Below are 24,731 nucleotides of genomic sequence, written 5' to 3'. Positions count from 1 at the left end.
TTCACGTTATGATCTGTGTTCCTGATGAACCTTACCTGGATACGGATCACACATGCAACGACGAGCACTCCTGGCATCACTGCTGTTCACCCAAGCCGCCGCCATGGCGCAAACCTGCCCAACGCCTGCGGCAGGTACCACCCTGAACTACCCGGTGTCGCGCACCGTGGACCAGCAGGATAACTACCACGGCACGGTGGTGGCCGACCCATACCGCTGGCTGGAAGACGCCAATAGCGCCGAGACCAAGGACTGGGTCGAAGCGCAGAACAAGCTGACCCAAAGCTATCTGGCGCAAATCCCCAACCGCGAAGCGATCAAGGCGCGCCTGACCAAGCTGTGGAACTTCGAGCGTTTCAGTGTGCCGTTCAAGGAAGGTGGCCGCTACTTCTACAGCCGCAACGACGGCCTGCAGAATCAGTCGGTGCTGTACACCATGAAGACGCTGGCCGATGTGCCACGCCTGCTGCTCGACCCGAACACGCTGGCGGCTGATGGCACGGTGGCGCTGGCCGGCCTGGCAGTGAGCCCGAATGGCAAATACCTGGCGTACAGCACCGCCGCCTCCGGCTCCGACTGGAACGAGATCAAGGTGCGCGATATCGACAGCGGCAAGGACGTCGAGGATCACATCAAGTGGGTGAAGTTCTCGCGCACCGCCTGGCTGCACGATGGTTCGGGCTTCTTCTACAGCCGTTACGACGAACCGAAAGAAGCCACCAAGCTGGCGGACGTGAACTACTTCCAGAAGCTGTACTTCCACAAGCTGGGCACCCCGCAAAGCGCGGACGTGCTGGTCTACGACCGTCCGGACCACAAGGACTGGGGCTTTGGCGCGGAAGTGACGGAAGATGGGCGCTACCTGATTATCAATGCCTCGCAGGGCACCGAAAACAAGAACCGCGTGTTCTACAAAGACCTGAGCAAGAAGGACGCCAAGGTGGTTGGCTTGCTGGAGGACTTCGATGCCGCCTATGACTTCATCGGCAACGATGGCCCGGTGTTCCTGTTCCGTACCGAGCGCAATGCGCCGCGCGGCCGCATCGTCAGCATCGACACTCGCAAGCCGGGTGTGCTGAACTGGAAGCAGCTGGTGCCGGAAACCAGCAACACCATGGTATTGGCGTCGGTCGTCAACAGCCAGCTGATCGTCGATTATCTGAGCGACGCCCACAGCCTGGTCAAGGTGTTCGACCTGAAAGGCAAGGCGCTGCATGACGTCGAACTGCCAGGACTGGGGACGGCCGGTGGCTTCGGCGGCAAACGCTCGGATACCGAAACCTTCTACTCGTACACCAGCTTCACCACGCCATCGACCATCTACCGCTACGACCTGAAGTCCAACAAGAGCAGCGTGTACCGCCAGCCGAAAGTGGACTTTGATCCGTCCGCATTCGAAACCCGCCAGGAGTTCTACACTTCGCGCGATGGCACCAAGGTACCAATGTTCATCGTGTCGAAGAAGGGCATGAAGCTGGATGGCAGCAATCCAACTTACCTGTACGGCTACGGTGGTTTCAACATCTCGCTGACGCCAACCTTCTCGGTGGCGAACCTGGCCTGGCTGGAAATGGGCGGCGTCTATGTGATGGCCAACCTGCGCGGCGGCGGCGAGTACGGCGAATCGTGGCATGCGGCCGGCACCAAGCTGCAAAAGCAGAACGTGTTTGATGACTTCATCGGCGCGGCGGAATGGCTGGTGGCGCACAAGGTGACCTCGCCGTCCAAGCTGTCGATTGGCGGTGGCAGTAACGGCGGCCTGCTGGTGGGAGCCACCATGACGCAGCGTCCGGACCTGTTTGCGGCGGCGATTCCGCAGGTGGGCGTGCTGGACATGCTGCGCTTCCATAAATTCACCATCGGCTGGGCGTGGACCTCGGACTATGGCTCGTCGGACAATGCGGACGAATTCAAGGCGCTGGTCAAATACTCGCCGCTGCATAATCTGAAGAAGGGCGCCTGCTACCCGGCGACCATGATTACCACGGCAGACCATGACGACCGCGTGGTGCCGGCGCACAGCTTCAAGTTTGCGGCGGCCGCGCAGGCCGACCAGGCGCCGGGTGGTGCACCGATCCTGATCCGGATTGACAGCAAGGCGGGCCACGGCGCCGGCAAGCCAACCAACAAGCAGATCGAGGAAGTGGCTGACCGTTGGGGCTTCCTGAGCCGCGCACTGCAAATGAATACTGGCGACACCGCTAAAGCGGCAGGCCAGCAATGAGGGGCGCGCCTGCCGCCAAACCCATCCTGCTGGCGCTGTTGATGGCGGGCCTGGCGCCGGTGGCGGTCCATGCCGCCGACCAGGCGCCAGCCGCCGCCAACACGCCGGCCGTCAAGCAGATTGCCGATTTCACGCGCGGTTTGCAGCCGCAGCCGGGCTTTATCGATGTCTGGCGCGATACGGACAAGGGCAGGGTGCTGCTGGCGGTGGGCGCATTGGAACAACCATTCCTGCTGGTGAGTTCATTGCCGTATGCATTGGGCTCCAATGATGTTGGACTGGATCGCGCGCAGCCGGGCGAAGTCCGCATGGTGCATTTTGAGAAGCACGGTGCGCGCCTGTTCCTGGTGCAGGAAAACACGAACTATGTTGCAGTCTCGCCGGATCGCGACGAACGTGCAGCGGTGCGCGAGTCGTTCTCCAATTCGGTGCTGTGGTCGGGCGATATTCTGGCCAGCGACAATGAACGCCAGCTGGTGGATTTCTCCAGCTTCCTGCTGGCCGACCGTCACGGCATCGCCGCACGGCTGGCGGGCGCCAGGCAGGGCGCGTATTCGGTCGATGGCGCGCGCAGTGCAGTGCTGGCGGCGGAAGCCAAAGCCTTTCCCGATAACGTCGAGCTGGAATCGCTGCTGACCTTTGCGGGGCCTGGCCAGGCCGAGTATGTGCGCCAGGTTGGCGCCGATGCGGCCAGCCTGTCGATGCGTCAGCGTATCAGCATGGTGCGGCTGCCGCAAAGCGAGGCTGGCAGCGCATGGCATCCGCGCGTTTATCACCCATATTCGGGCGGCTTCGATACCAGTTACTTTGATTTCGCCACGCCGCTGTCGCAGAGCATCGACGTGCACTGGCAGGTGCGGCACAAGCTGGAAAAGACCGATCCGTCGGCCGCTGTCAGTCCGGTAAAAAAACCGATTGTCTACTACGTCGACCGTGGCGCGCCCGAGCCGGTGCGCTCGGCGCTGATTGCCGGCGCCTCGTGGTGGGCGACGGCCTTTGAAAAAGCCGGTTTCAAGGACGCCTACCGCGTCGAGCTGCTGCCGGAAGGCGTGGATGCGCTGGACATCCGCTACAACGTCATCACCTGGGTGCACCGTGCCACGCGTGGCTGGTCCTACGGTAATGCGCTGACCGATCCGCGCACCGGCCAGATCGTGCGCGGCGCCGTCACGCTGGGATCGCAGCGCGTGCGTCAGGACATCCTGATTGCGGAAGCGCTGCTGGCGCCATATGGTAAAAGCACACCCGCCGAGCAGCAGCAAATGGCTGAGCAAATGGCCCTGGCGCGTCTACGCCAGCTGGCTGCGCACGAAGTCGGCCACACACTAGGCTTCGCCCACAACTTTGCTGCGAGCCGCATGGGCAATGGTTCGGTGATGGACTATCCTCATCCGATCGTCAAGCTCAATGCGCGGGGCGAGGTCGATCTATCCAATGCGTATGGCGTGGGCGTCGGCCCATGGGACGATTACATCGTCAACTACATCTACGGCGACTTTGGCAGCGGCACCCAGGAGCAGGCAGCGCTGGCCAAATTGCGCGGCGAGGCGCGCGCTGCGGGCATGCTGTACTCAAGCGACCAGGATGACCGCGCCCCGGGCGCTAGCCATCCCGATGGCCTGTTGTGGGACTTCGGCCCGGACACGCTGAAAACCTGGGACCAGCTGGGCGCGGTGCGCCAGCGCGCGCTGCAAACCTTCTCCATTGATGTGCTGCCGGATACGCGCCAGATTGGCGAGCTGGAAGCGCGTCTGGTGCCGGTGTATCTGCTGCAGCGCTATCAGGGCGAGGCGCTGGCGCGGCTGATCGGCGGCGGCGACTTTGACTACACCAGTGCTGGTGACGTCAAAGCCGGCATCGCCAAGGCCGGTATCAGAGTCACGCCAGCGGATGTTCAGCGCCAGGCGCTCAGCCGCCTGACCGACAGCCTGCGCGCCGAATATCTGGCACTGCCAGCCAACGTGCTGGATGTTCTGACGCCGCCGGCAGCGGGCTATGAACGCAGCCGCGAATACTTCACCACCCGCATGGATTCCGTGTTCGATGCCTTCTCGATCGCCGAGGCAGGCGCCGCGCAAACGACCGGCTTCCTGCTGGAAGCTGGCCGCATCAACCGCGTCTCGTGGCAGCACGCACGCGATGCCAGACAGCCGGGCGTGCAGGAAGTGCTGTCGCAGCTTCTGCAAAAAACCTGGAAGCGCGACGTGGTGCCTGGCTCCGTGATTGCAGGCGAGGCAGTGCAGCTGGCATCCAACTGGGTAGTCGCGGACAGCCTGCTCAACCTGCTGGAGGGTGGCAAACTGCATCCGCAAGTCGCTGCCGAAGTACGCCAGTCGTTGCGGGAGCTGGTGCAATGGCTGCAAAAAAATCCCGGCAAGGGCGTGACTGCGGACAGCCGCAAGCAGGCAGCCGAATTGATCGCCGCCTACCTGGCCGATCCACACAGTGTGAAATTGCGTGCATTACCGCCAGTGCCGCCAGGAGCGCCGATATAAAAAAAGCAAATACAAGTTGACTTGCAAAAAAAACAATGACCATAATGGTGCGTAGTTATTTCAAATTCACAATTGAAAGGATTGCAATGAACTTGAATTTTCCACGCAGCCTGATGTTTGCCGCGCTGGCCGCAATGAGTGCTGTGAGTACTGCTCAAGCCACCAATCTGGTCGAAGTTGATGGTGCCAACGTCAAATTTTTCTATGATGCCGATTTCTGGACCGGGACGGCAGCAGTCACCGGCAATTCGATCTCCTTTGGGCTGTCTGATGACTACAATGTCACCGCCAAGTCGAGTTCGTCAACTCATCATCAAGACAACCAGCATACCGACGCTGTCGCAGGTGCGTTGTTCGCAGTGGCAAAGTCCGGCTACAACTTAAGTGGGGCGATGGGTAATCGCGTCAGCGGCACGTACAGCATTCCTATCTACGGTGGTTTTACCACGTTCACTTTGGGTTCGATTTTTACTGCTGGGAGCAGCTATAACAACGGCGTTCTTGGCGGGGGCGTTGGTGAGGATGCGCTATATCAATTCAACTGGTGGGCATCGACTGGCCGTGGGGCATTTAGTGGTGCGGTCCAGGAAAGTCTCAGTACAACGCTCGACACTACGTATAAAGCGGTTCGGGTCGATACCGATTTTTCGTGGCAGGCTCTTCAGGATGGTGTCGGCACCAGCAATCTGACGCTGGGCAAGATTTCTTATGACTTTTCTGTCTCGGCAGTGCCAGAGCCGGAAACCTACGCAATGCTGCTTGCGGGGCTGGGTCTGGTGGGCTGCGCGGCACGCCGCCGCAAACAGCAAGCCTGAACGACATCTGCTTCGTATCACAAAGCCCTTCGGGGCTTTTTTGTTTTTGGCTCACCAGCGTGGTGCTTTTTAACTCCCTGTTTTGGTGCGCAAGGCAGAATGGCTTGCTTGCGCAGCCAATGCCAAGCTATTTGAAATCAATCACTTAAGGTTTTGCACCAAATTGGTACAGATATTGCTTTGTATGAAGCATCTTTATTTTGTGTGCCTACTTTTGGGGAGTGATTTGATGTCTGGATTCAAAGACGGTGCGGATGCACTGTTTATCTTGCTCGGTGCCATCATGATTCTGGCAATGCATGCCGGCTTTGCCTTCCTGGAACTGGGCACGGTGCGTAAAAAGAATCAGGTCAATGCCTTGGTGAAAATTCTGGTCGATTTCTGCGTCTCGGCCATCGTGTACTTCTTTGTCGGTTACAGCATTGCTTATGGTGTCAATTTCTTTTCCGCAGCGGACGTGCTGGCAGCCAAAAACGGCTATGAGCTGGTCAAGTTTTTCTTCCTGTTGACCTTTGCTGCGGCGATCCCTGCGATTATTTCAGGTGGCATCGCCGAGCGCGCACGCTTCCATCCGCAGACGGCGGCGACGGCGCTGCTGGTTGGGCTGGTTTATCCCTTCTTTGAGGGCATCGCCTGGAACCACCGTTTTGGCGTACAGGGCTGGCTGCAGCAGACGTTTGGTGCGGAGTTTCACGACTTCGCCGGTTCCGTTGTGGTCCACGCGGTGGGCGGCTGGATTGCTTTGCCAGCGGTGCTGCTGCTGGGCGCACGCCGTGGCCGCTACATGAAAAACGGCGGCATTGCCGCCCATCCGCCATCGTCGATCCCCTTTCTCGCACTGGGCGCCTGGATACTCATGGTCGGCTGGTTCGGCTTCAATGTGATGAGCGCACAGGCGCTGGACAAGATGAACGGGCTGGTGGCGGTCAATTCGCTGATGGCCCTGGTCGGCGGCACGCTGGTCGCTACCATGCTGGGCAAGAATGATCCCGGTTTCGTGCATAACGGCCCGCTGGCCGGCCTGGTGGCCGTGTGTGCGGGCTCGGATATCATGCACCCGCTGGGCGCGCTGGTCACCGGCGGTATTGCCGGCGCCATCTTCGTCTGGATGTTTACGCTGGCGCAGAACAAATGGAAGATCGATGACGTGCTGGGTGTATGGCCGCTGCACGGCCTGTGCGGCGCCTGGGGCGGTATTGCGGCCGGCATCTTTGGCCTGAAGTCGCTGGGCGGCGCCGGCGGGGTGGCGCTGGCCTCGCAGCTGATCGGCACCATTATGGGCGTAGCAATTGCTGCCATCGGTGGCACGCTGGTCTACGGCGTGCTGAAAAAGACTGTCGGCCTGCGCCTGGACCCGGAAGAGGAATTCCAGGGGGCCGACCTGTCCATCCACCGCATCACCTCCACGCCGGAGCGCGAAACCAGCTGGTAGCTGTTAATTAGCGGTGGATCACCACCAGCAGCGCTTTCGCTTCGGTCTTGCCGACGTTGCGAATGATGTGCTGCTGGTCGCCCGGGTAGCGCGCCGTGCTGCCCAGCTTGACCTTCTTCTTGTCGTTTCCGACTTCCACTTCCACCGAGCCGTGTAGCAGCGTCAGGTGCTCCTGCGCGCCGGGATCATGGCCTTGCGAGGCCAGTTCGCCACCGGCCGACAGCGTCAATTCATACCATTCATACTTACTGGCCAGCTCCAGCGGTCCCAGGATGCGCAGCACATAGCCCGCATGAAGCCCGGGCAGGGTAGGGATCTCGTGCGATTCGACCACGCGGATCGTCTCGACCTCGCGCTCGGCAGTGGCCAGCAGTTCGCCGATCTGCACGCCCAGCGCATTGGCCAGACGCCAGGTGATGGCGATGGTCGGATTCGCCTTTTCCCTTTCTATTTGAGACAACATTGATTTGGACACGCCAGCGATGCGTGACAGGTCCTCCAGCGTGAGACCACGGGCCAGGCGCAAGCGTTGGAGCGCGGCGCCAACCTCCGGAGGAGCATTTGTCGATACAGCAGTTTTCATTGTTTTATTTGGCGGATGGGCTAAATTTCAAGTGAATCGGTACACCTTGGCGGGTTGCAGAGTTCACTGGTTCTCTATAATATTCAATATATTGAACTCGCATTCGAAATAGCGAATTCCGCATAAGGCAGCGAAATCGTATCATATACAAGGACCATCATGAGCAATCAAGCAAAAAGCACTTTCTACAGCGGCCTCCAGCAAACCCTGGATCAACTGCGCGAACAGGGTCTGTACAAGCCGGAGCGCGTACTGGCTTCGCGCCAGGGCGCGGAAGTGGTGAGCGAAGATGGTCGCAAGCTGATTAATATGTGCGCCAACAATTACCTCGGCCTGTCGGGCCAGGAGTGGGTGGCGCAGGCTTCCATCGATGCGACCGAGCAGTATGGCTATGGCCTGTCGTCGGTGCGTTTCATCTGCGGCACGCAGACCGTGCACAAGCAGCTGGAGCAGGCGATCTCCACATTCCTGGGCACGGAAGACACCATCCTGTATGCGGCGGCGTTCGACGCCAATGGCGGCGTGTTTGAACCGCTGTTCGACGAAAATGATGCGATCATTTCCGATGCGCTGAACCATGCGTCGATCATCGACGGTATCCGTCTGTGCAAGGCAGCGCGTTTCCGTTACGCCCACAATGATATGGCGGACCTGGAGCAGCAGCTGCAAGCGGCGGCCGACAAGCGCCACAAGATCATCGTCACCGACGGCGTGTTCTCGATGGACGGCACCATCGCCCAGCTGGACAAGATCGTTGAGCTGGCCGAGAAATACGGCGCGCTGGTCATGATCGACGAATGCCACGCCTCCGGCTTCATGGGCAAGACCGGCCGCGGCACGCACGAGCACCACAATGTGGTCGGCAAAATCGACATCATCACCGGCACGCTGGGCAAGGCGCTGGGCGGCGCCATGGGCGGCTTTACCTCCGGCCGCAAGGAAGTGATCGACATGCTGCGCCAGAAATCGCGTCCTTACCTGTTCTCGAACACCTTGGCACCATCGATTGCCGGCGCCTCGCTGGCAGTGCTGGAGCGCCTGTCGTCGTCGACCGAGCTGCGCGACCGCCTGCACGAAAACACCGCTTACTTCCGCAGGGAGATTGAGCGTATCGGCTTCACCATCAAGCCCGGTACCCATCCTGTAGTGCCGGTCATGCTGTTCGAGGCGCCCGTGGCGCAGAAGTTCGCGGCGCGCATGTATGAGCTGGGCGTGCTGCTGAGCGGCTTCTTCTACCCGGTGGTGCCAATGGGCCAGGCGCGCGTGCGGGTGCAGCTGTCTGCGGCGCATACCCGTGAGCAGCTGGAGACCGTGCTCAAAGCATTCGAACAGGCTGGCCGCGAACTGGGCTTGCTGAAGAACTAAAAATGAAAATCGTCAGGAATACAGAAATGGAACAACAAAAAATTCTCGTCATCGGCGCCAATGGCCAGATCGGCAGCGAGCTGGTAGAAGCGCTCGCCAAACAGCACGGCGCACAGAACGTGATCGCGAGCGATGTCAGCCCGACGAATCTGTATAATGCCGCCCGCTACACCACGCTGAACGTGCTGGATAAGCAGGCCTTGTCGGCGTTGGTGACCGAAGAGGGCATCACGCAGGTGTACCAGCTGGCAGCGATGTTGTCGGCCACTGGCGAAGCGGCGCCGCTCAAAGCCTGGACGCTGAACATGGACGGCCTGCTGAATATCCTGGAAGTGGCGCGCGAGCGCGGCGCCATCGGCAAGCCGCTGAAAATTTTCTGGCCATCGTCGATTGCAGCGTTTGGCCCGAACACGCCGCAAGCCGATACGCCGCAGCTGACCGTGATGGACCCAACCACCATCTACGGCATCAGCAAGCTGGCCGGCGAACGTCTGTGCGAATACTACTTCCTGAAGTATGGCGTGGACGTGCGTTCGATCCGCTACCCAGGCATCATCAGCTTCAAGTCGCCGCCGGGCGGTGGCACCACGGATTACGCGATTGCGATTTTCCATGCAGCGCTGCGCGGTGAGCGTTATGAATGCTTCCTCGGCCCGCAAACCACGCTGCCGATGATCTACATGCCGGACGCCATCCGCGCCACCATCGAATTGATGGACGCACCGGCGGAGCTGGTCAAAGTACGTTCGTCGTACAACGTGGCAGGCGTGTCGTTCAATCCGGAGCAACTGGCGGCGGCGATTACCCGCAAGCTGCCGGACTTTAAGATTGCGTATAAGCCCGACAGCCGTCAAGCGATCGCCGACTCCTGGCCGCAAAGCCTGGACGACGCCACCGCCACTGCGGACTGGGGCTGGAAAGCGCGCATTGGCGTGGATGAAATGGTAGAAGACATGCTGGCAAACGTTGATGTCAGCCTGGGCAAAGCGGCATAAGCCCGCGGCCAGTAATACAACCTTGCCCCCGCTGCGTGCGGGGTGCAGTTATTTATAAGAGAGACATCTGATGGACATGAGCGTTTTTGATTTATTTAAGATCGGCATCGGCCCATCGAGCTCCCACACCGTGGGACCGATGGTTGCGGCACGCCGCTTCTTGCTGGATAACGCTCCGTTGGACGACGTCACGGAAGTCAAGGCGGAGCTGTATGGCTCGCTGGCCCTGACCGGCGTTGGCCACGCAACCGATAAAGCCGTACTGCTTGGCCTGATGGGCGAAACCCCGCAGGACGTGGTGCCGACCAGCGTTGACACCCAGCTGGCGCAAGCCGAAGCCTCTGGCCAGTTGGCACTGCTGGGCGCCCACGCTGTGCCATTCAAGCGCGGTACGCACCTGATTTTCCATATGGCTGAATCGCTGCCTGAGCACCCGAACGGCATGCGCTTTACTCTGACCCGCAAGGATGGCAGCAGCGTCAGCAAAGTGTATTACTCGGTCGGTGGTGGCTTCATCCGCGAAGAAGGCGAGGCCCCAGCTGCGGCGGCGGAAGCAGTCGCCATTCCCTACACCTTCGACACCATGGACGAATTGCTGGCGCACGGCGTGCGCAGTGGCCTGACGATTCCGCAAATGCTGCGTGCGAATGAGCGCGTGCGCATGAGCGAAGAAGCGCTGAATGCGGGCATGGACAATATCTGGCATGTGATGCGCGACTGTATCGCACACGGTCTCGAGACGCCGGGCCAGCTGCCAGGCGGCCTGAATGTGAAGCGCCGCGCTGCCGGCCTGTGGTCCCAGCACACCAGCGTGAGCGATCGCGCCAACGAACTGCCGCACGACGCGCTGCATCAGGTCAGCCTGTACGCAATGGCCGTCAACGAAGAAAATGCTGCGGGTGGCCGCGTGGTCACTGCGCCGACCAATGGCGCGGCCGGCATCATCCCAGCGGTGCTGCGCTACTATGCGGAGGACTGTAAACCGAGTGATCCGGTGACCGGCATCCGTAACTTCATGCTGACGGCAGCAGCGATCGGCATGCTGTGCAAGCGCAACGCATCGATTTCCGGCGCGGAGATCGGCTGCCAGGGCGAAGTGGGCGTGGCCTGCGCCATGGCTGCAGCAGGCCTGGTGGCGGCGCTGGGCGGCAGCAATGGCCAGATCGAGAACGCTGCCGAAATCGGCATCGAGCACCATCTGGGCATGACGTGCGATCCTATCGGTGGCCTGGTGCAGATTCCCTGCATTGAGCGTAACGGCATGGGCGCAGTCAAGGCCATCACCGCGGCTTCGCTGGCCTTAAAAGGCGACGGTACCCACTTCGTCAGCCTGGATGAAGTGATCGAAACCATGCGCCAGACTGGCGCCGACATGCAGGCCAAGTACAAGGAAACCTCCCTGGGTGGCCTGGCGATTCACGTCATCACCGTCAATCACGCTGCTTGCTAAGCAGCGCCTCGAAATCAGCAGGCCGCAATGGCTTGCTGATATGGTATCCCTGAATTTCATCGCATGACTGCTCGCGCAGGAACTCCAGCTGTTCCACCGTCTCCACGCCTTCGGCGATGGTGGTCAGCCCCAGGCTGCGCGCCATGTTGATGATGGCGCTGACGATGGCCTTGTCTTCGCTGTCGGTGCTGATGTCGCGGACAAAGGACTGGTCGATTTTCAGCTTGTAGACCTTGAACTTTTTCAGATGGCTCAGTGACGAAAAGCCGGTGCCGAAATCGTCAATGGACATGCGGATGCCACGGTCGTGCAGCTGATTCATGGTGGCGATGGCGCCTTGCGGATCCTGCACCGCCACGCCTTCCGTCAATTCCAGCTCCAGGTACTCCGGCGGCAAGCCTTCTTCATACAGCACCTGGGCTACTTGCGATGGCAGGTTGGCCGTGCGGAACTGGATGGCGGACAGGTTCACCGCCATCACCAGCGGCGGCAGGCCCGCATCCAGCCAGGTCCGCGCCTGGCGTACGGCCTGGCGCAGCACCCATTCGCCGATCGGCACAATCAGTCCACTTTCCTCGGCGGCCGGAATGAATTCCGCTGGCGATACCGCGCCCAGCTCCGGCGTGTTCCAGCGCAGCAGCGCTTCCGCACCAATGATGCGTCCCGTTTTAAGCGATACCTGCGGTTGATACACCACGTGCATCTGCTCGCGTTCCAGCGCATAGCGCAGCGCATTCACCACCTGCAGATGGCGTGCCGCGCGCTGCTGCATGGCGGCGGTGAAGAAGCGGAAGTCGTGGCGGCCGGCGCGCTTGACCTGGTACATGGCGGCGTCCGCGCGCTGCAGCAGGGTTTCCACATCCAGGCCGTCTTCCGGGTACATGGCGATGCCGATGGATGCAGAGACTTTGAGGTCGTGCAGACCGACGGTGTAGGACTGGCCGGTCAGATCCAGCAGCTTGCGCGCGATGTCGCTGGTTTCTGCGCTATTGACGTTACGCATAACGAAAATGAATTCATCACCGCCGAGGCGGGCCACCATGTCGCCGTCCCGCAGGCAGCTGGTCAGGCGCAGCGCCAGTTCGGACAGCAGGGCGTCGCCCACCGTATGGCCCAGCGAATCGTTGATGTCCTTGAAGTGGTCCAGGTCCAGCATCATGAGTGCCATCGGCGTGCGGCGGCTGCGCGCCTGCTCCAGCAGCAGGCGTGCGCGTTCGTGCAGTTGCGAGCGGTTCGGCAGGCCGGTCAGCACGTCGTAGTGGGCCAGGTATTGCACGCGCTGGTCGGCTTGCTGGCGTATGGTTTCGCGGTCGAAGTTTTTCAGCGCGAATTCGATGTCGAGCGTCATTTCCAGCAGCAGCTCGCGCACCTCGTGGTCGAAGGCGTTGACGGCGCTGGAGTAGGGTGCGAAGAAGCCGATGATTTCGCCGTCGCGCCGCAGCGGGATCGCGGCGGATGACGCCCAGCCATAGCGGGCGCCATGGCCGTGCCAGTGCGCAGTTTCTGCTGCATGCTGGTAGTCCTGGCACCAGTAGGGCTGGCCGCTTTGATAGGACAGGCCGATGGGGCCACGGCCGTGCGGCACAGAAGAGTCCAGCGAGACTTCCAGGTCGTCCAGATATTCGACGCCGCCGCCATAGGCTGCAGCAACGCTGATGCGGTCATGTTCGCGGTCGATCAGGCCGATCCACGCCATCGCCATGCCGCCGTAGGTAACAACGTCGCGGCAGATGCGCTCAAACAGTTCGGCTTCGCTGTGGCTGCGGACAATCGCCTGGTTGCACTGGCTTAGCGCAGAATACAGGCGGCTCAGGCGCTGCGTGCGCTCCAGCGCTTCCTTGCGCTCCGCATCCAGGCGCGCCAGTCCTTGCTGCGTGTGGGCCAGCCAGCCCCAGACGCTGTCTTGCGCGTTGCTGGCGACTTTCAATGGTTCGGAAAAATCGCCGCGTCCCAGCCGTTCCATCACGGTCTGGAGCTGGTCGACCGAGCAGCCCAGCGACGCGTCCAGCTGCCGCTTGGCGCGCCACACCAGCAGCACCAGAACGATGGCGCTGAACATGAAGGAGAAGCGGGCCAGGTTGGCATCGACCTCGGTTTCCGTGACCAGCAAACGGGTACGGCGGTCGACGCTGTCATTGACTTCCCCGATCGGCCGCATGATGTCAGCCTTGCCTCGGTGGTAGGTCTCATCGTGCAGCATGGCGATGGCGCGCTGGACGTCGCCGCCGGCGGCGCGCATGTCCATGGCGGCGATTTCCAGTCCGACCAGTTTGTCGGATTCGTTCTTGGCGGCGGCCAGCAACGCCAGCTCTTCCGGCGCGAAGCGCGATTCGCGCATCAGCTGCATCAGCGGCACCGTCACACCCACCTTGCGCGGGCGCTGGCCGTTACCCAGCACCAGGTCCCAATAGACGTTTTCATAGTTGCTGGGGCGGGGCGCGCGGCCTTCGCGGATCTCGACAATCTCCTGGAAGTTTTTGCGGTACTGCGGTTCGCCGGTGATGACGTAGGTGCGCGCCATGCGCGACAGGTCGTCGGAAGACTGGCGCAGCTCATCGACCAGGTTGTGCGAGTTGTAACGCAGCTCGTTGGCTTCGTCGATGCGTTTCTCGGTCCAGACGTAAAACATGAACGCCGCTGCCACCAGCAGCAGGGTGCCGAAGCAGGCCCACAGATAACTGGCGAAATGACGTTGTGAGGAATGGACGGGCGACTTCATGGTGTTAGGTGACGATCTACAGAGACCAATAGTATATGGCCTGCGGCGCGGACCGGCCAGCACCCCAGAAACGGAAGAATGACCTTAAAACAACGTGAATTTCACGTGAAAGCCCCGGTGGCACTATAATATTCGCTCGCTTTGTACCGTTCTGCAGCCCAACCGGACTTTTCTACTCTATGCAATACGTGTCTACCCGCGCCGCTTCGTCGGCCGCCGCTTCGCCTTCCCAACCATCTTCCGCGCAGTTTTCCGATATTCTGCTGGGCGGCCTTGCCGCTGACGGTGGCTTGTTCCTGCCGGCTTCCTACCCTCAGGTGACTGGCGCCGAGCTGGATGCCTGGCGCAAGCTGTCCTACGCTGAACTGGCGTTTGAAATCCTGAAGAAGTTTGCCACCGATATTCCGGAAGCTGACCTGCGCGCGCTGACCGCCAAGACCTACACCGCAGACGTCTACAAAAACGCCCGCAAGGAAGAAAGCGCTGCCGACATCACGCCGCTGCGCGTGCTGGAAGAAGGCGAGAATGGCACCAGACTGGTGCTGCAGGCGCTGTCGAATGGCCCGACCCTGGCCTTCAAGGACATGGCCATGCAACTGCTGGGTAACCTGTTTGAATACGCGCTGGCCAAACAAAACGCTGAGCTGAACATCTTCGGCGCCACCTCGGGCGACACTGGCAGCGCGGCGGAATACGCGATGCGCGGCAAGCAGGGTATCCGCGTGTTCATGCTGTCGCCGCACAAGAAAATGAGCGCCTTCCAGACTGCGCAGATGTTCAGCCTTCAGGACCCGAACATCTTCAACATCGCGATTGAAGGCGTGTTCGATGATGCGCAGGATATGGTGAAGGCCGTGTCGAATGACCTGGAATTCAAGGCCCGGCACAAAATCGGCACCGTCAATTCGATCAACTGGGCGCGAGTTGTGGCGCAGGTGGTGTACTACTTCCGCGGCTATCTGGCAGCGACCACCTCGAACGATCAGAAAGTGTCGTTCACCGTCCCTTCGGGTAACTTCGGCAACATCTGCGCCGGCCATATCGCCCGCATGATGGGCCTGCCGATCGACAAACTGGTCGCCGCCACCAACGAAAACGACGTGCTGGATGAGTTCTTCCGCACCGGCGTGTACCGCGTGCGCAAGTCAGCTGAGACCTACCACACCAGCAGCCCGTCGATGGACATTTCGAAAGCGTCGAACTTCGAGCGCTTTGTCTACGAACTGGTGGGCCGCGACAGCGACCGCACCCGCGCGCTGTTCCAGAAAGTGGACACCCACGGCGGCTTCGACCTGTCGGGCAAACCGGGCAGCGATGGCGACGAATTCAAACTGGTGGCTAACTACGGCTTCAAGTCGGGCAAGTCCACGCACCAGGACCGCGTCGATACCATCCGCGATGTGGCCGACGATTACGGCATCGTGATCGATACGCATACCGCCGACGGCATCAAGGTCGCCAAGGAACATCTGGAACCTGGCGTGACCATGATCGTGCTGGAAACCGCGTTGGCGGCCAAGTTCAACGAAACCATCCTGGAAGCGCTGGGTGAAGATGCCGAGCGTCCGGAAGGTTTCGAAAACATCGAAGACCTGCCGCAGAAGTTTGTCGTCATGAAGCCGGATGTCGCCGCCATGAAGGCCTACATCGCTTCCAACACGGGCCTGTAATGAGCGAGCCGCGCAAACCGATGCTGTCTGTCAGCGATGCGCTGGCGCTGATGCTGGACGCCGTCCGCCCTGTGGCGGAGTCGGAGACCATCCCGACGCTGCAGGCCAACGGCCGCGTGCTGGCGGTAGCGCAGGTATCGGGCATGAACGTGCCCGGCGCGGACAATACGCAGATGGACGGCTATGCGGTGCGCGCAGCCGACTGCGTCAGCGGCAGCGCGGCGCTCAAGGTGTCGCAGCGTATCCCGGCAGGCCATGTCGGACAGCCTTTGCAGCCAGGGACGGCGGCGCGCATCTTCACTGGCGCCATGATTCCGGAAGGTGCGGACGCTGTCGTCATGCAGGAGCAGTGCGAACTGGCTGGCGATGTGGTCACCGTCAGGCACACGCCAAAATCGGGCGAATGGATACGACGCGCGGGCGAGGACATCGCCACCGGCAGCGTGGTGCTGAAAGCTGGTGCGCGTTTGCGCAGCCAGGAACTGGGCCTCGCCGCATCGATAGGCCTGGCGCAGCTGCCGGTCAAACGCAAGCTGCGTGTGGCAGTGTTCTTTACCGGTGACGAGCTGACCATGCCGGGCGAACCACTGGCGCCGGGCGCGATCTACAACTCCAACCGCTTCACGTTGCGTGCGCTGCTGGAAAACCTGGGTTGCGAGATCACCGATTTTGGCATCGTGCCGGATTCGCTGGAGGCGACACGTTCGGTGCTGCGCCAGTCCGCGCAGGGCCACGACCTGATTATCACCTCGGGCGGCGTGTCGGTCGGCGAAGAAGACCATATCAAGCCTGCCGTAGAAGCCGAGGGCAAGCTCAATATGTGGCAGATCGCCGTCAAGCCTGGCAAACCGCTGGCGTTCGGCGAGGTGCAGCAGGCCTTCTTTGTCGGCCTGCCCGGCAATCCGGTATCGAGCTTCATCACCTTCATGCTGTTCGTGCGGCCGTTTGTACTGCGCCTGCAGGGCGTGGAAGGCGCAGTGGCGCCGCGTGCTTTCAACATGCGCGCCGATTTCGACTGGCCCAAAGCTGACAAGCGCAACGAATTCCTGCGTGCCCGTATCAACGACAATGGTGGCGTGGAACTGTTCCGCAACCAGAGTTCTGGAGTGCTGACATCCACGGTGTGGGGCGACGGTGTGATCGATAATCCGCCTGGCCAGGCAATCGCTGCCGGCGACACCGTACGATTTATACCGTTTAATGAGTTACTGTACTGATGGTTATTACCGTTAAATTTTTTGCCAGCGTGCGTGAGGCGCTTGGCGCATCGTCCGAATCGCTGGCCTTGCCGGATGGCGTGAACACGGTGGGCGCCTTGCGCGACCACCTGGCTGCGCGTGGCGAGAACTGGCAGCAGGCGCTGTCGCACCCGGCGCTGCGCATGGCGTGCAACCAGGTGATGTGCAGCGCCGATACCGCGCTTGCCGATGGCGCCGAAGTGGCGTTTTTCCCGCCCGTGACGGGCGGTTAGGAAGGCTTGTCGTTTTTACTGGCGGCGGCGAAGTTATCGCACATGCCGCAAGCCACGGCGTTGCGGTAGCGGCGCCAGGCAAAGTAAGTGAAAATGCCGGCGGCGATCAGCGCCCATGCGCCGGCACTCAGGTAGTCTTCCCTGGCGGTTGAGCCCTTGATCCATTCGACGGCGGCCAGTATCGCAAACAGCGGCACGGCCGCTTGCAGGTAGCGTTTAATCCAGAATACCGCACCCATTTTGTCTCCCTTGTTTTACGTATTGGACCGAATCACATGCAGTCTAGTTTGACACCTTTTCGCGTCGCCGTCATTGGCGGCGGCCCCGCCGGCCTGATGGCCGCGCAAACGCTGGCGCAGGGCGGGGTGCGGGTGGATGTCTACGACGCGATGCCTTCGGTCGGCCGCAAGTTTCTGCTGGCCGGCCGCAGCGGCATGAACATCACGCACGCGGAGCCCTATGCTGATTTCGTAACGCGTTACGGCAAAAGCGCGCAGCCGTTGCAAGCGATGCTGGACGCGTTTGATCCGCAGGCGGTGCGCGGCTGGGTGCATGGCCTGGGACTGGAGACTTTCGTCGGCACCTCGGGCCGCGTCTTCCCGACCGATATGAAAGCCGCGCCTTTGCTGCGGGCATGGGTGCACCAGTTGCGCGAAAGCGGTGTGCAGTTCCACATGCGCCACCGCTGGCAGGGCTGGCGTGATGATGCGCTGGTCTTCAGCGCGCCGGACGACAACGGCCATCCGGCCGAACAGCTGGTGTCCGCCGATGCGGTAATCCTTGCGCTGGGCGGTGCGAGCTGGGCGCGTCTGGGGTCGGATGGCGCCTGGATGCCGGTGCTGGCTGCGCGTGGCGTGGAGGTGGCGCCGCTGGCGCCTGCCAATTGTGGTTTCGATGTCGCATGGAGTGAGCATTTCAGCAGCCGCCACGCGGGCGAACCGCTGATGACCGTGGCCGTGATCGCGCGTGATGCGCAAGGCCAGGAGATGCGCAAGCAAGGGCAGTTCGTGGTCACGCAGGGCGGCATCGAGGGCAGCCTGATTTACGCCTTGTCCGCCGCGCTGTGCGACCAGATCGCCGCGGAAGGCACCACCACCATCTGGCTGGACCTGCTGCCGGACCTGTCGCCACAGCGCGTGGCTGACGAAATCGCGCGGCCGCGTGGCTCGCGTTCCATGAGCAGCCATCTGCAAAGCCGTCTTGGCATCAAGGGCGTGAAAGCGGGGCTGCTGCGGGAGTGCCTGAGCAAGGACGAATACGCTGACGAGTCACTGCTGGCGCAGGCCATCAAGCGCCTGCCGGTGCGGCTGCTGCGCCCGCGTCCTATCGATGAAGCGATCAGCAGCGCCGGTGGGGTGTGCTGGTCAGCGCTGGAGGGCACCATGCTGAAGGCCGTACCGGGCGCGTTTGTGGCGGGCGAGATGATCGACTGGGAAGCGCCCACCGGAGGCTATCTGCTGACAGCCTGCTTTGCCGGCGGCGTGGCGGCCGCGCGCGATGCGCTGGCCTGGCTTACTCCCAGGTGACTTCGCCGGAACCGGTGCGGCTCACATTGCGCTGATCCGGATTGCCCAGCACGCGGATGTCGCCGCTGCCGCGCAAGGTCAGATCCGCTGACTGCTTGGCGAACACGTGGCTGGTGCCCGAGCCTTTCAGATTGACCGTGACCTTGTCCGCCGCCAGATGGCGCGCATTGAGGTCGCCGGAACCGGTCAGCTCCGCGTTGAGGTTCTTGCAGCTGCCGGACGCGCTGATCTGGCCCGAGCCCACCATTTCGAGCTCCACGTTCTCACTGCTGCCGGCATTCAGATTGAGGTTGCCGCTGCCACGTGCGCCGGCAGTCAATTCGCGATAGCGGCCGTTGAAGTTCACATTGCCCGAGCCGTGCAGCTGCAGTTCCAGGCGCTCGCCGGTAAAGCCGCTGACCTTGGTGTCGCCGCTGCTGTTGACCACCAGTTCTTCCAGCGAGGGCAGGATCAGCTCCACCTGCAGGCGATGGCGTGGATTGAGCAGCATGCCCTTGGTGCCGATGTGCAGATCGCGGCCATCCTGGATGGTTTCAATATTCGACAGCGAGCGCTGCTCGCCGCGCACCTTGAGCGACGCGGTCTGGCCCTGGGTCAGGATCAGGTCAATGGGGCCGCTCAGTTCCACGGCGGTGGCCATGGCGTCGATCTTGCGGCTTTCGCTGCCCAGCGAGCGGCCGGCAACGCTGGTCGGGCTGCTGCTGCCGTAGGCTTTCAGCATGCTGTAGGTTATGCCGATCAGCACAAATGCCAGCAGCAGCAGGCCCGCTCCGATTTTTAATAATGCGCGCATCATTGTTCCTTAACGTCCGCGCAGCAGCGAGACATTCATCGCCGCATAACGCCGCAGGCCGATCATGGTGTAACGGGTCAGCACGATGCTGATGAGGGTCAGGCCGATCCCGCCCAGGACCAGTCCCATGCCGATCAGCGACTGCGTGGTGCGGGCGCCGCTGTCAAAATCGGTGGTGATGTGGACATCGCCGGCCGCCACGGCTTCGGCGCGGTTCAGCACGCGGCCGCTGCGGCTCAGGCCTTCCTCGTCCGCTGGCGGGCTTTCGTTGTCGTCCTTGTTGACCTGCACGCCCATATTGTTGATGGACACGCGCCAGCCCTGGGCTTCTTCCTCTTCTGCGCGGGTGTCGAAATGGCTGTTGGTGAATTCCATGATGTGGCGCAGCGGGCCTTCCAGCGCCAGCTCATTCTGGCCCGACAGGCCGCTGGCGGTCAGCGCCACGCCGCCGATATAGAAGCCGAACGCGGAAATGTAGACGGCGCCCAGCAGGCTGGCGTAAACCATGGCCGGGATGACCATGAACAGGTTGAAGATCGCCAGGCCAATGAAGGAGATCATCATGCGCGCCAGGTTGACCGGGGTCTTTTTCTGCTCGAAAGCGTTCAGGTGGGCGCTGGCGCGCAGCGTCATGGCGATCTTGCGCGGCTCGTCGAGTTCCTGATAGACCTCGGCCTCGCTCCGGCCAGCCACCAGGCCGTCGATAAAGCGTTGCTCGTAGTAGGCCAGCGTCTTGGCCACCGTTTCTGGCGGCAGACCCTGCATGGCTTGCTTGAGCGCGTCGAGGTATTCCTGCTTGGTCATGATATCAATTCCCCAATGTTTCTCTTAGTGAAAGGACGACGGCAGGGGCAGGCCATTCGTCGTGTTGTGCGCCATGGCCATCGTGCCGTCCGCCGTCCGTGCCGGATGCACGATGACTGCGGTGCTGGCGGCCACAAAGGCGAGCAGCGCGAGGGTTTTCAGGCTCAGGGCGAGTTTCATTTACGTTCCAATATAGGGGTTTGCCGATGATTCCACTGTACGCAAGCGTCCGTTCTGGTGCCACAGGCATGTGACAGGCTGCACAAAATGCGGAACAGGCGACAAAAACGGGCTACTGGACGGTGCTCCTCTTTAACAGGTTGGCGGCAGCCACACCGCTGCGCACGGCCGATTCCAGCGTGGCCGGATAGTCGCCCGCCGTGTAGTCGCCGGCCAGCACCAGGCCGGGCAGGCCGGTAGCGTTGGCGGGCCGGACCAGGCCGGGCGAACTGGCATAGGTGGCGCGTTTTTCGGTAATCACCTTGAACCATGCGGGCCGCCCCAGTTCCGGGCGCTGGAAATCCACCGCCAGCTGCACCGCCACCGCTTCGGCCAGCAGCTCTTGTGGCTGGGCTGCGGCTGGGCCGGAGGCGCTGATGACGACGGCCAGCAGGCCGGCCTGGCTGGCGTCGAGCTGGCCGCGGTCGAACACGAACTGGCCGTAATGGTGGCTGTCCGGATCGTCCTGCAGGGCGTAGAACGGCAGGTCCAGTCTGGTCGTGCTGTCGTACTGCAGGTAGACGGTGGTGATGGCTTCCGCCTCAAACGCGGTGAGCTGGTGGCACAGGGTGCTGGTGTCGCAGTCGGGCAGATCGTGCAGCAGCGCGGCGGCCTGGCTGGCGCCGGTAGCAATCACGACGCCGCCAAAGTAGGTGCTCCAGGTGCCGCCCACCGCCGCGCCACTGATATCGAGCTGCCACAGGCGGCTTTCGATATTGCGGATCGCCTGGACCTTGGCGCCGCTGCGTACCGAACCGCCGTGCCGGCCGATGTAGGCGGCTGCCGCATCCGGAAACAGCGCGCTGAGGTCGGCGCGTGGCAGCAGCATGTCGGAGGCGCGGCGTTTGGCGCCCAGGCTGTCGCGCAGCACGTTGAGGAAGACGCGCGCGGAGGCGCGTTCGGGCGGCGTGTTGAGCGCGGCCAGGCACAGCGGACGCCACATCAGCTTGATGAGGCGCGGCGTCTGGTCGAAGCGTTCCAGCAGTGCGCTGACGCTGCAATCGGTGTCGAGCTGCCAGCCCATCCAGCGGGCGCTGGTGGAAAAGCGCGCCAGGCTCAGTTTGTCTTCGCGGTGCAAACCCTGGGCGCGCAGCAGCGCGATGGCCAGGTGCAGCGGCGCAGGCAGCGGCAGCGCGGGCGCGATGAAATCCATGCCGCCGGTGTTGGGCGGGTAGCGCATCTGCAGCGGCAACGTCAGCACGGCCTGGCTGGTATCGACGCCGGTCAGCTGCATCAGGCGCAGCGATTCGCTGTAGGCGCCCAGCAGGATGTGCTGGCCGTTGTCGAGCTGCTTGCGGTCGGTTTCGATGCGGCGCGCGCGGCCACCCAACGTGCGGGCTGCTTCCAGCAACGTCACCTTGTAGCCGGCACGGGCCAGTTCGACCGCTGCCGCGCAGCCGGCCCAGCCGGCGCCAATCACGGCGATGGCGCGCGAAGCGAGCGCCGGTTCCGCCTGGCCGCGCTTGTCTGCCGGCGTGCCGGCAATCGGCTGGTCAACCACGGATGTAGGTCTTCCAGGCCAGCCAGAGTTTGCGGATTGGCGTCAGCGAGATGCGGTGGTCCAGCACGTGGTAGCCGTCGGCTTCCACTTCGGTCAGCAGCGTGCGGTAGATGGCGGCCATCATCAGGCCCGGACGCTGGGCGCGCCGGTCTTCCTTCGGCAGCAGGGCGAAGGCTTGGTCGTAAGCCTGCTGCGCGCGGGCGATCTGGAAGGCCATCAGCTTCTCGAATTTGTCGCTGTGCTTGGCGTTGAGGATTTCGGCGGCGGTGACGTTGAACTGCTGCAGTTCATTGATCGGCAGGTAGATACGGCCTTTGCGCGCATCTTCGCCAACGTCGCGGATGATGTTGGTGAGCTGGAAGGCGAGGCCGAGCTTTTCCGCAAATTGCAGGGTCTGCGGATTGGTCACGCCAAAGATGCTGGCCGACAGGATGCCCACCACGCTGGCTACGTGCCAGCAGTATTTGCCCAGCGCCGCGTAGTCGAGGTAGCGGGTCTGGTTCAGGTCCATCTCCATGCCGTCGATGATGGCTTGCAGGTGTTCTTCTTTCAGGTTGTACGGCTGCAGGTGCGGCTGCAGCGCCAGCGTGACCGGATGGCTCTGCTGGCCGGCGTACATGCTGCTGATCTCCTTGCGCCACCAGGCCAGCTTGATGCGGGCAATCGATTCATCGGTGCATTCATCGACGGTGTCGTCCACTTCACGGCAAAATGCGTACAAAGCGGTAATTGCGCGGCGACGCTCCGGCGGCAGGAACAGAAAGCTGTAGTAAAAACTGGAGCCGCTTTGGGCGGTCTTTTGCTGGCAGTAGTCGTCGGGGGACATGAATAAAAAGCAATGATGGGCTGGTCGAAGCCGCTATTTTATAGGATAGCGTTATAGTGTCGGTCCATTATTTGTTAAGGAATGGGCATGTTTAGTATTCGTGAAATAGATCACCTGGTGCTGCGCGTGGTTGAGTTGCCGCGGATGTTGGATTTCTACTGCGGCGTACTGGGCTGTCCGGTCGAGCGCAAGCAGGAGGAAATCGGCCTGATCCAGCTGCGCGCCGGCAGTTCGCTCATCGACCTGATTCCCGTGGATGGCAAGCTGGGCCGCATGGGCGGCGCCGCGCCTGGCGTCGAGGGGCGCAATATGGACCACTTCTGCCTGCGGGTGGAGCCGTTTGACGCGGACGCCATCTTTGCGCACCTGACGCAGCACGGCGTCCAGGCGGGCGCGATCGAGTCCCGCTATGGCGCGGAAGGCGAGGGGCCGTCGATTTATATTACTGACCCAGAAGGCAACATTGTTGAGCTGAAAGGCCCTCCGGCTGCAAAGTGAGGCGATTTGCGGATACAATATGTTACTGTTTGTAAGGAGCATATTTGTATGAGATCGCCGACTGTTGCAGCCTTGATCCTGATTCCGGCACTTGCTGGATGTGAGGGCACGTCTGCAGAGGGAGCGACACCGATGAAGTCTGCCACCTATTACACCCAGCACTTGCAGGAGGCGCACGACGTGGCCGGCCGCTGCAAGCTGCTGGACGTGCAAAAACAGCGTACGCTGAGCGTCGGCGACTATCAGGAGTGGCAAATTTCCAACGAAGGCGTAAATTGCCAGACCGCGCTATCGGTGTCGGAAGCGGCGTCGTTGCGCGAGTTTGTGCTCAAGCAGTCCAGGCCAGCCGTGCCGGCAGCGGCACCGAAGGCGCCGCCACCCTCATCGTCCGTGAACAGCCTGCCGGAACGCCATCCTGCCAAGCTGGCGTCGGCCCAGACCGTCGCTCCCGCCTGACCGCCCGCCGCGTGGCGTCAAGCCGAGTCAAGCCGTGCGAAGCACCGCTTTCATCTGCTTTTTCATCCGCACGGCGGACCAGAAAATCCCCAGCCAGTCGCGCTTGCTCAATTTGGGGCGGTGCAGGAACACGTCATATTCCGCCGCTTCAATCGCATCCAGAATCCTCAGACCGCCTTGCACCACCAGGCGCAGTTCAAAGCCGATGCGGCCGGGCAGGCGCAGGGCCAATGGCGCGCCGCTCAACATGAGCTTGCGGGCGCGGTCCACCTCGAAGCGCATCAGCGAGCGCCAGCGCGGCCGGGCGCTGGCGTGATCCAGCGCAGCGGGCGAGACCGCGTAACGGTTCAGGTCCTCGAGCGGCAGGTAAATCCGTTCCTTGTGCAGGTCAATCGCCACGTCTTGCAGGAAATTGATGAGTTGTAGCGCGGTACAGATGGCATCCGAGTCGCGCACATTCTCTTCATCCGCCGCGCCGTACAGGTGCAGCATCATGAACCCCACCGGGTTGGCCGAGCGCGCGCAATAGTCCAGCAGCGCGTCGTACGTGGCGTAGCGCGACACCAGCACGTCCTGCTTGAACGCCGACAGCAGCTCATACAGCGGTTTGAGCGGCATCTCATAGTCCCGCACCACCTGCGCCAGCCGTTCAAACAGCGGCGGATGGTCGCTGGCGCCTTGCTCGATGCGCACCAGCGCTGCCTCGTAGGCGCTCAACGCCGCCAGGCGCTCTTCCGGCGTGGCGTCGCCCTCATCGGCCAGATCGTCGGCGCTGCGGGCGAAGGCGTAAATGGCTTCCACCGCCGGACGCAGGCGTTTAGGCAGCAAAATCGAGGCGACAGGGAAGTTTTCGTAGTGATCGACCGGCATAGAAAAGAGAAGAGCGGCG

General features: G+C 61.9%; 22 protein-coding genes. 13 read left to right on the top strand and 9 right to left on the bottom strand.

The window, feature by feature from the left end:
* Window positions 1–52 precede the first annotated feature (52 nt).
* From GTP58_RS09110 to GTP58_RS09095, 4 genes are all read left to right on the top strand, one after another.
* Window positions 53–2,224, top strand: a complete 2,172-nt coding sequence (locus GTP58_RS09110) for a prolyl oligopeptidase family protein (RefSeq protein ID WP_161077132.1) — start codon at window positions 53–55, stop codon at window positions 2,222–2,224.
* Window positions 2,221–4,719 (top strand): zinc-dependent metalloprotease, encoded by a 2,499-nt coding sequence (locus GTP58_RS09105; protein ID WP_161077131.1) that lies wholly within the window; start codon window positions 2,221–2,223, stop codon window positions 4,717–4,719. The genes GTP58_RS09110 and GTP58_RS09105 overlap by 4 nt, the downstream gene beginning before the upstream one ends.
* An 86-nt stretch (window positions 4,720–4,805) precedes the next feature.
* Complete coding sequence (locus GTP58_RS31320) at window positions 4,806–5,534, top strand: FxDxF family PEP-CTERM protein (protein WP_229215470.1); 729 nt, start codon at window positions 4,806–4,808, stop codon at window positions 5,532–5,534.
* 229 nt (window positions 5,535–5,763) lie between these two features.
* A complete protein-coding gene (locus tag GTP58_RS09095; RefSeq protein ID WP_161077130.1) occupies window positions 5,764–6,966 on the top strand; it encodes an ammonium transporter in 1,203 nt (400 codons plus the stop codon).
* Window positions 6,967–6,973: 7 nt separating this feature from the next.
* Here the strand turns inward: GTP58_RS09095 and GTP58_RS09090 are convergent, their stop codons facing one another.
* Window positions 6,974–7,549: a helix-turn-helix domain-containing protein gene (locus GTP58_RS09090; RefSeq protein WP_072781677.1), complete on the bottom strand. Its 576-nt coding sequence runs from the start codon at window positions 7,547–7,549 to the stop codon at window positions 6,974–6,976.
* A 159-nt stretch (window positions 7,550–7,708) separates the two neighbouring features.
* On the opposite strand from GTP58_RS09090, the gene GTP58_RS09085 reads away from it, so the two are divergent.
* The 3 genes from GTP58_RS09085 (at window position 7,709) to GTP58_RS09075 (ending at window position 11,359) form a co-directional block, all read left to right on the top strand.
* Entirely contained in the window at window positions 7,709–8,914 is a 1,206-nt protein-coding gene (locus GTP58_RS09085) for a glycine C-acetyltransferase (RefSeq protein ID WP_161077129.1), read from the top strand.
* A gap of 26 nt (window positions 8,915–8,940) precedes the next feature.
* Window positions 8,941–9,909 carry an NAD-dependent epimerase/dehydratase family protein gene (locus tag GTP58_RS09080; protein ID WP_072781681.1) on the top strand — a complete coding sequence of 323 codons (969 nt, stop codon included), beginning with the start codon at window positions 8,941–8,943 and terminating at the stop codon, window positions 9,907–9,909.
* A 70-nt stretch (window positions 9,910–9,979) separates the two neighbouring features.
* A complete protein-coding gene (locus GTP58_RS09075) occupies window positions 9,980–11,359 on the top strand; it encodes an L-serine ammonia-lyase (protein ID WP_161077128.1) in 1,380 nt (459 codons plus the stop codon).
* Here the strand turns inward: GTP58_RS09075 and GTP58_RS09070 are convergent.
* Complete coding sequence (locus GTP58_RS09070; RefSeq protein WP_161077127.1) at window positions 11,340–14,078, bottom strand: bifunctional diguanylate cyclase/phosphodiesterase; 2,739 nt, start codon at window positions 14,076–14,078, stop codon at window positions 11,340–11,342. The two genes, GTP58_RS09075 and GTP58_RS09070, sit on opposite strands and share 20 nt — an antisense overlap.
* A 179-nt stretch (window positions 14,079–14,257) precedes the next feature.
* Here GTP58_RS09070 and thrC point away from each other — a divergent pair, with 179 nt between their 5' ends.
* From thrC to moaD, 3 genes are read left to right on the top strand one after another with little or no spacing between them, the layout of a single operon-like run.
* Window positions 14,258–15,748 carry a threonine synthase gene (thrC, locus tag GTP58_RS09065; protein ID WP_161077126.1) on the top strand — a complete coding sequence of 497 codons (1,491 nt, stop codon included), beginning with the start codon at window positions 14,258–14,260 and terminating at the stop codon, window positions 15,746–15,748.
* Window positions 15,748–16,965: a gephyrin-like molybdotransferase Glp gene (gene glp, locus GTP58_RS09060; RefSeq protein WP_161077125.1), complete on the top strand. Its 1,218-nt coding sequence runs from the start codon at window positions 15,748–15,750 to the stop codon at window positions 16,963–16,965. The genes thrC and glp overlap by 1 nt, the downstream gene beginning before the upstream one ends.
* Window positions 16,965–17,219, top strand: a complete 255-nt coding sequence (gene moaD / locus GTP58_RS09055) for a molybdopterin converting factor subunit 1 (RefSeq protein ID WP_072781688.1) — start codon at window positions 16,965–16,967, stop codon at window positions 17,217–17,219. The genes glp and moaD overlap by 1 nt, the downstream gene beginning before the upstream one ends.
* Here moaD and GTP58_RS09050 read toward each other — a convergent pair.
* On the bottom strand, window positions 17,216–17,458 hold the full coding sequence (locus tag GTP58_RS09050; protein WP_072781690.1) for a hypothetical protein: 243 nt from the start codon (window positions 17,456–17,458) through the stop codon (window positions 17,216–17,218). The genes moaD and GTP58_RS09050 overlap by 4 nt on opposite strands.
* Window positions 17,459–17,494: 36 nt before the next feature.
* Between GTP58_RS09050 and GTP58_RS09045 the strand changes: the two genes are divergently transcribed.
* Window positions 17,495–18,745 (top strand): TIGR03862 family flavoprotein, encoded by a 1,251-nt coding sequence (locus GTP58_RS09045; protein WP_161077124.1) that lies wholly within the window; start codon window positions 17,495–17,497, stop codon window positions 18,743–18,745.
* On the opposite strand, the gene GTP58_RS09040 is transcribed toward GTP58_RS09045, so the two are convergent.
* The 5 genes from GTP58_RS09040 to hpnD form a co-directional block, all read right to left on the bottom strand.
* On the bottom strand, window positions 18,732–19,538 hold the full coding sequence (locus tag GTP58_RS09040; protein WP_161077123.1) for a head GIN domain-containing protein: 807 nt from the start codon (window positions 19,536–19,538) through the stop codon (window positions 18,732–18,734). The genes GTP58_RS09045 and GTP58_RS09040 overlap by 14 nt on opposite strands.
* 9 nt (window positions 19,539–19,547) lie before the next feature.
* A complete protein-coding gene (locus tag GTP58_RS09035; RefSeq protein WP_161077122.1) occupies window positions 19,548–20,342 on the bottom strand; it encodes a DUF1700 domain-containing protein in 795 nt (264 codons plus the stop codon).
* Between the two features lie 24 nt (window positions 20,343–20,366).
* Window positions 20,367–20,522, bottom strand: coding sequence for a hypothetical protein (locus GTP58_RS09030; RefSeq protein ID WP_161077121.1), 156 nt, complete (start codon window positions 20,520–20,522; stop codon window positions 20,367–20,369).
* Between the two features lie 112 nt (window positions 20,523–20,634).
* Window positions 20,635–22,062, bottom strand: a complete 1,428-nt coding sequence (hpnE, locus tag GTP58_RS09025; protein ID WP_373924714.1) for a hydroxysqualene dehydroxylase HpnE — start codon at window positions 22,060–22,062, stop codon at window positions 20,635–20,637.
* Window positions 22,055–22,888 (bottom strand): presqualene diphosphate synthase HpnD, encoded by an 834-nt coding sequence (gene hpnD / locus GTP58_RS09020; protein ID WP_161077120.1) that lies wholly within the window; start codon window positions 22,886–22,888, stop codon window positions 22,055–22,057. The genes hpnE and hpnD overlap by 8 nt, the downstream gene beginning before the upstream one ends.
* A gap of 87 nt (window positions 22,889–22,975) precedes the next feature.
* Between hpnD and GTP58_RS09015 the strand changes: the two genes are divergently transcribed.
* Window positions 22,976–23,386, top strand: coding sequence for a VOC family protein (locus GTP58_RS09015; protein ID WP_161077119.1), 411 nt, complete (start codon window positions 22,976–22,978; stop codon window positions 23,384–23,386).
* A 132-nt stretch (window positions 23,387–23,518) separates the two neighbouring features.
* Window positions 23,519–23,842 (top strand): hypothetical protein, encoded by a 324-nt coding sequence (locus GTP58_RS09010; RefSeq protein ID WP_161077118.1) that lies wholly within the window; start codon window positions 23,519–23,521, stop codon window positions 23,840–23,842.
* A gap of 27 nt (window positions 23,843–23,869) precedes the next feature.
* Here GTP58_RS09010 and hpnC read toward each other — a convergent pair whose 3' ends face one another.
* Entirely contained in the window at window positions 23,870–24,712 is an 843-nt protein-coding gene (hpnC, locus tag GTP58_RS09005; protein ID WP_161077117.1) for a squalene synthase HpnC, read from the bottom strand.
* Between the last annotated feature and the right edge of the window lie 19 nt (window positions 24,713–24,731).

The sequence above is a fragment of the Duganella sp. CY15W genome (assembly GCF_009857555.1).
GTDB lineage: Bacteria > Pseudomonadota > Gammaproteobacteria > Burkholderiales > Burkholderiaceae_D > Rugamonas > Rugamonas sacchari.
Note: the sequence above shows the minus strand (reverse complement) of the source record. Positions and strands in the feature narration are given on the sequence as shown.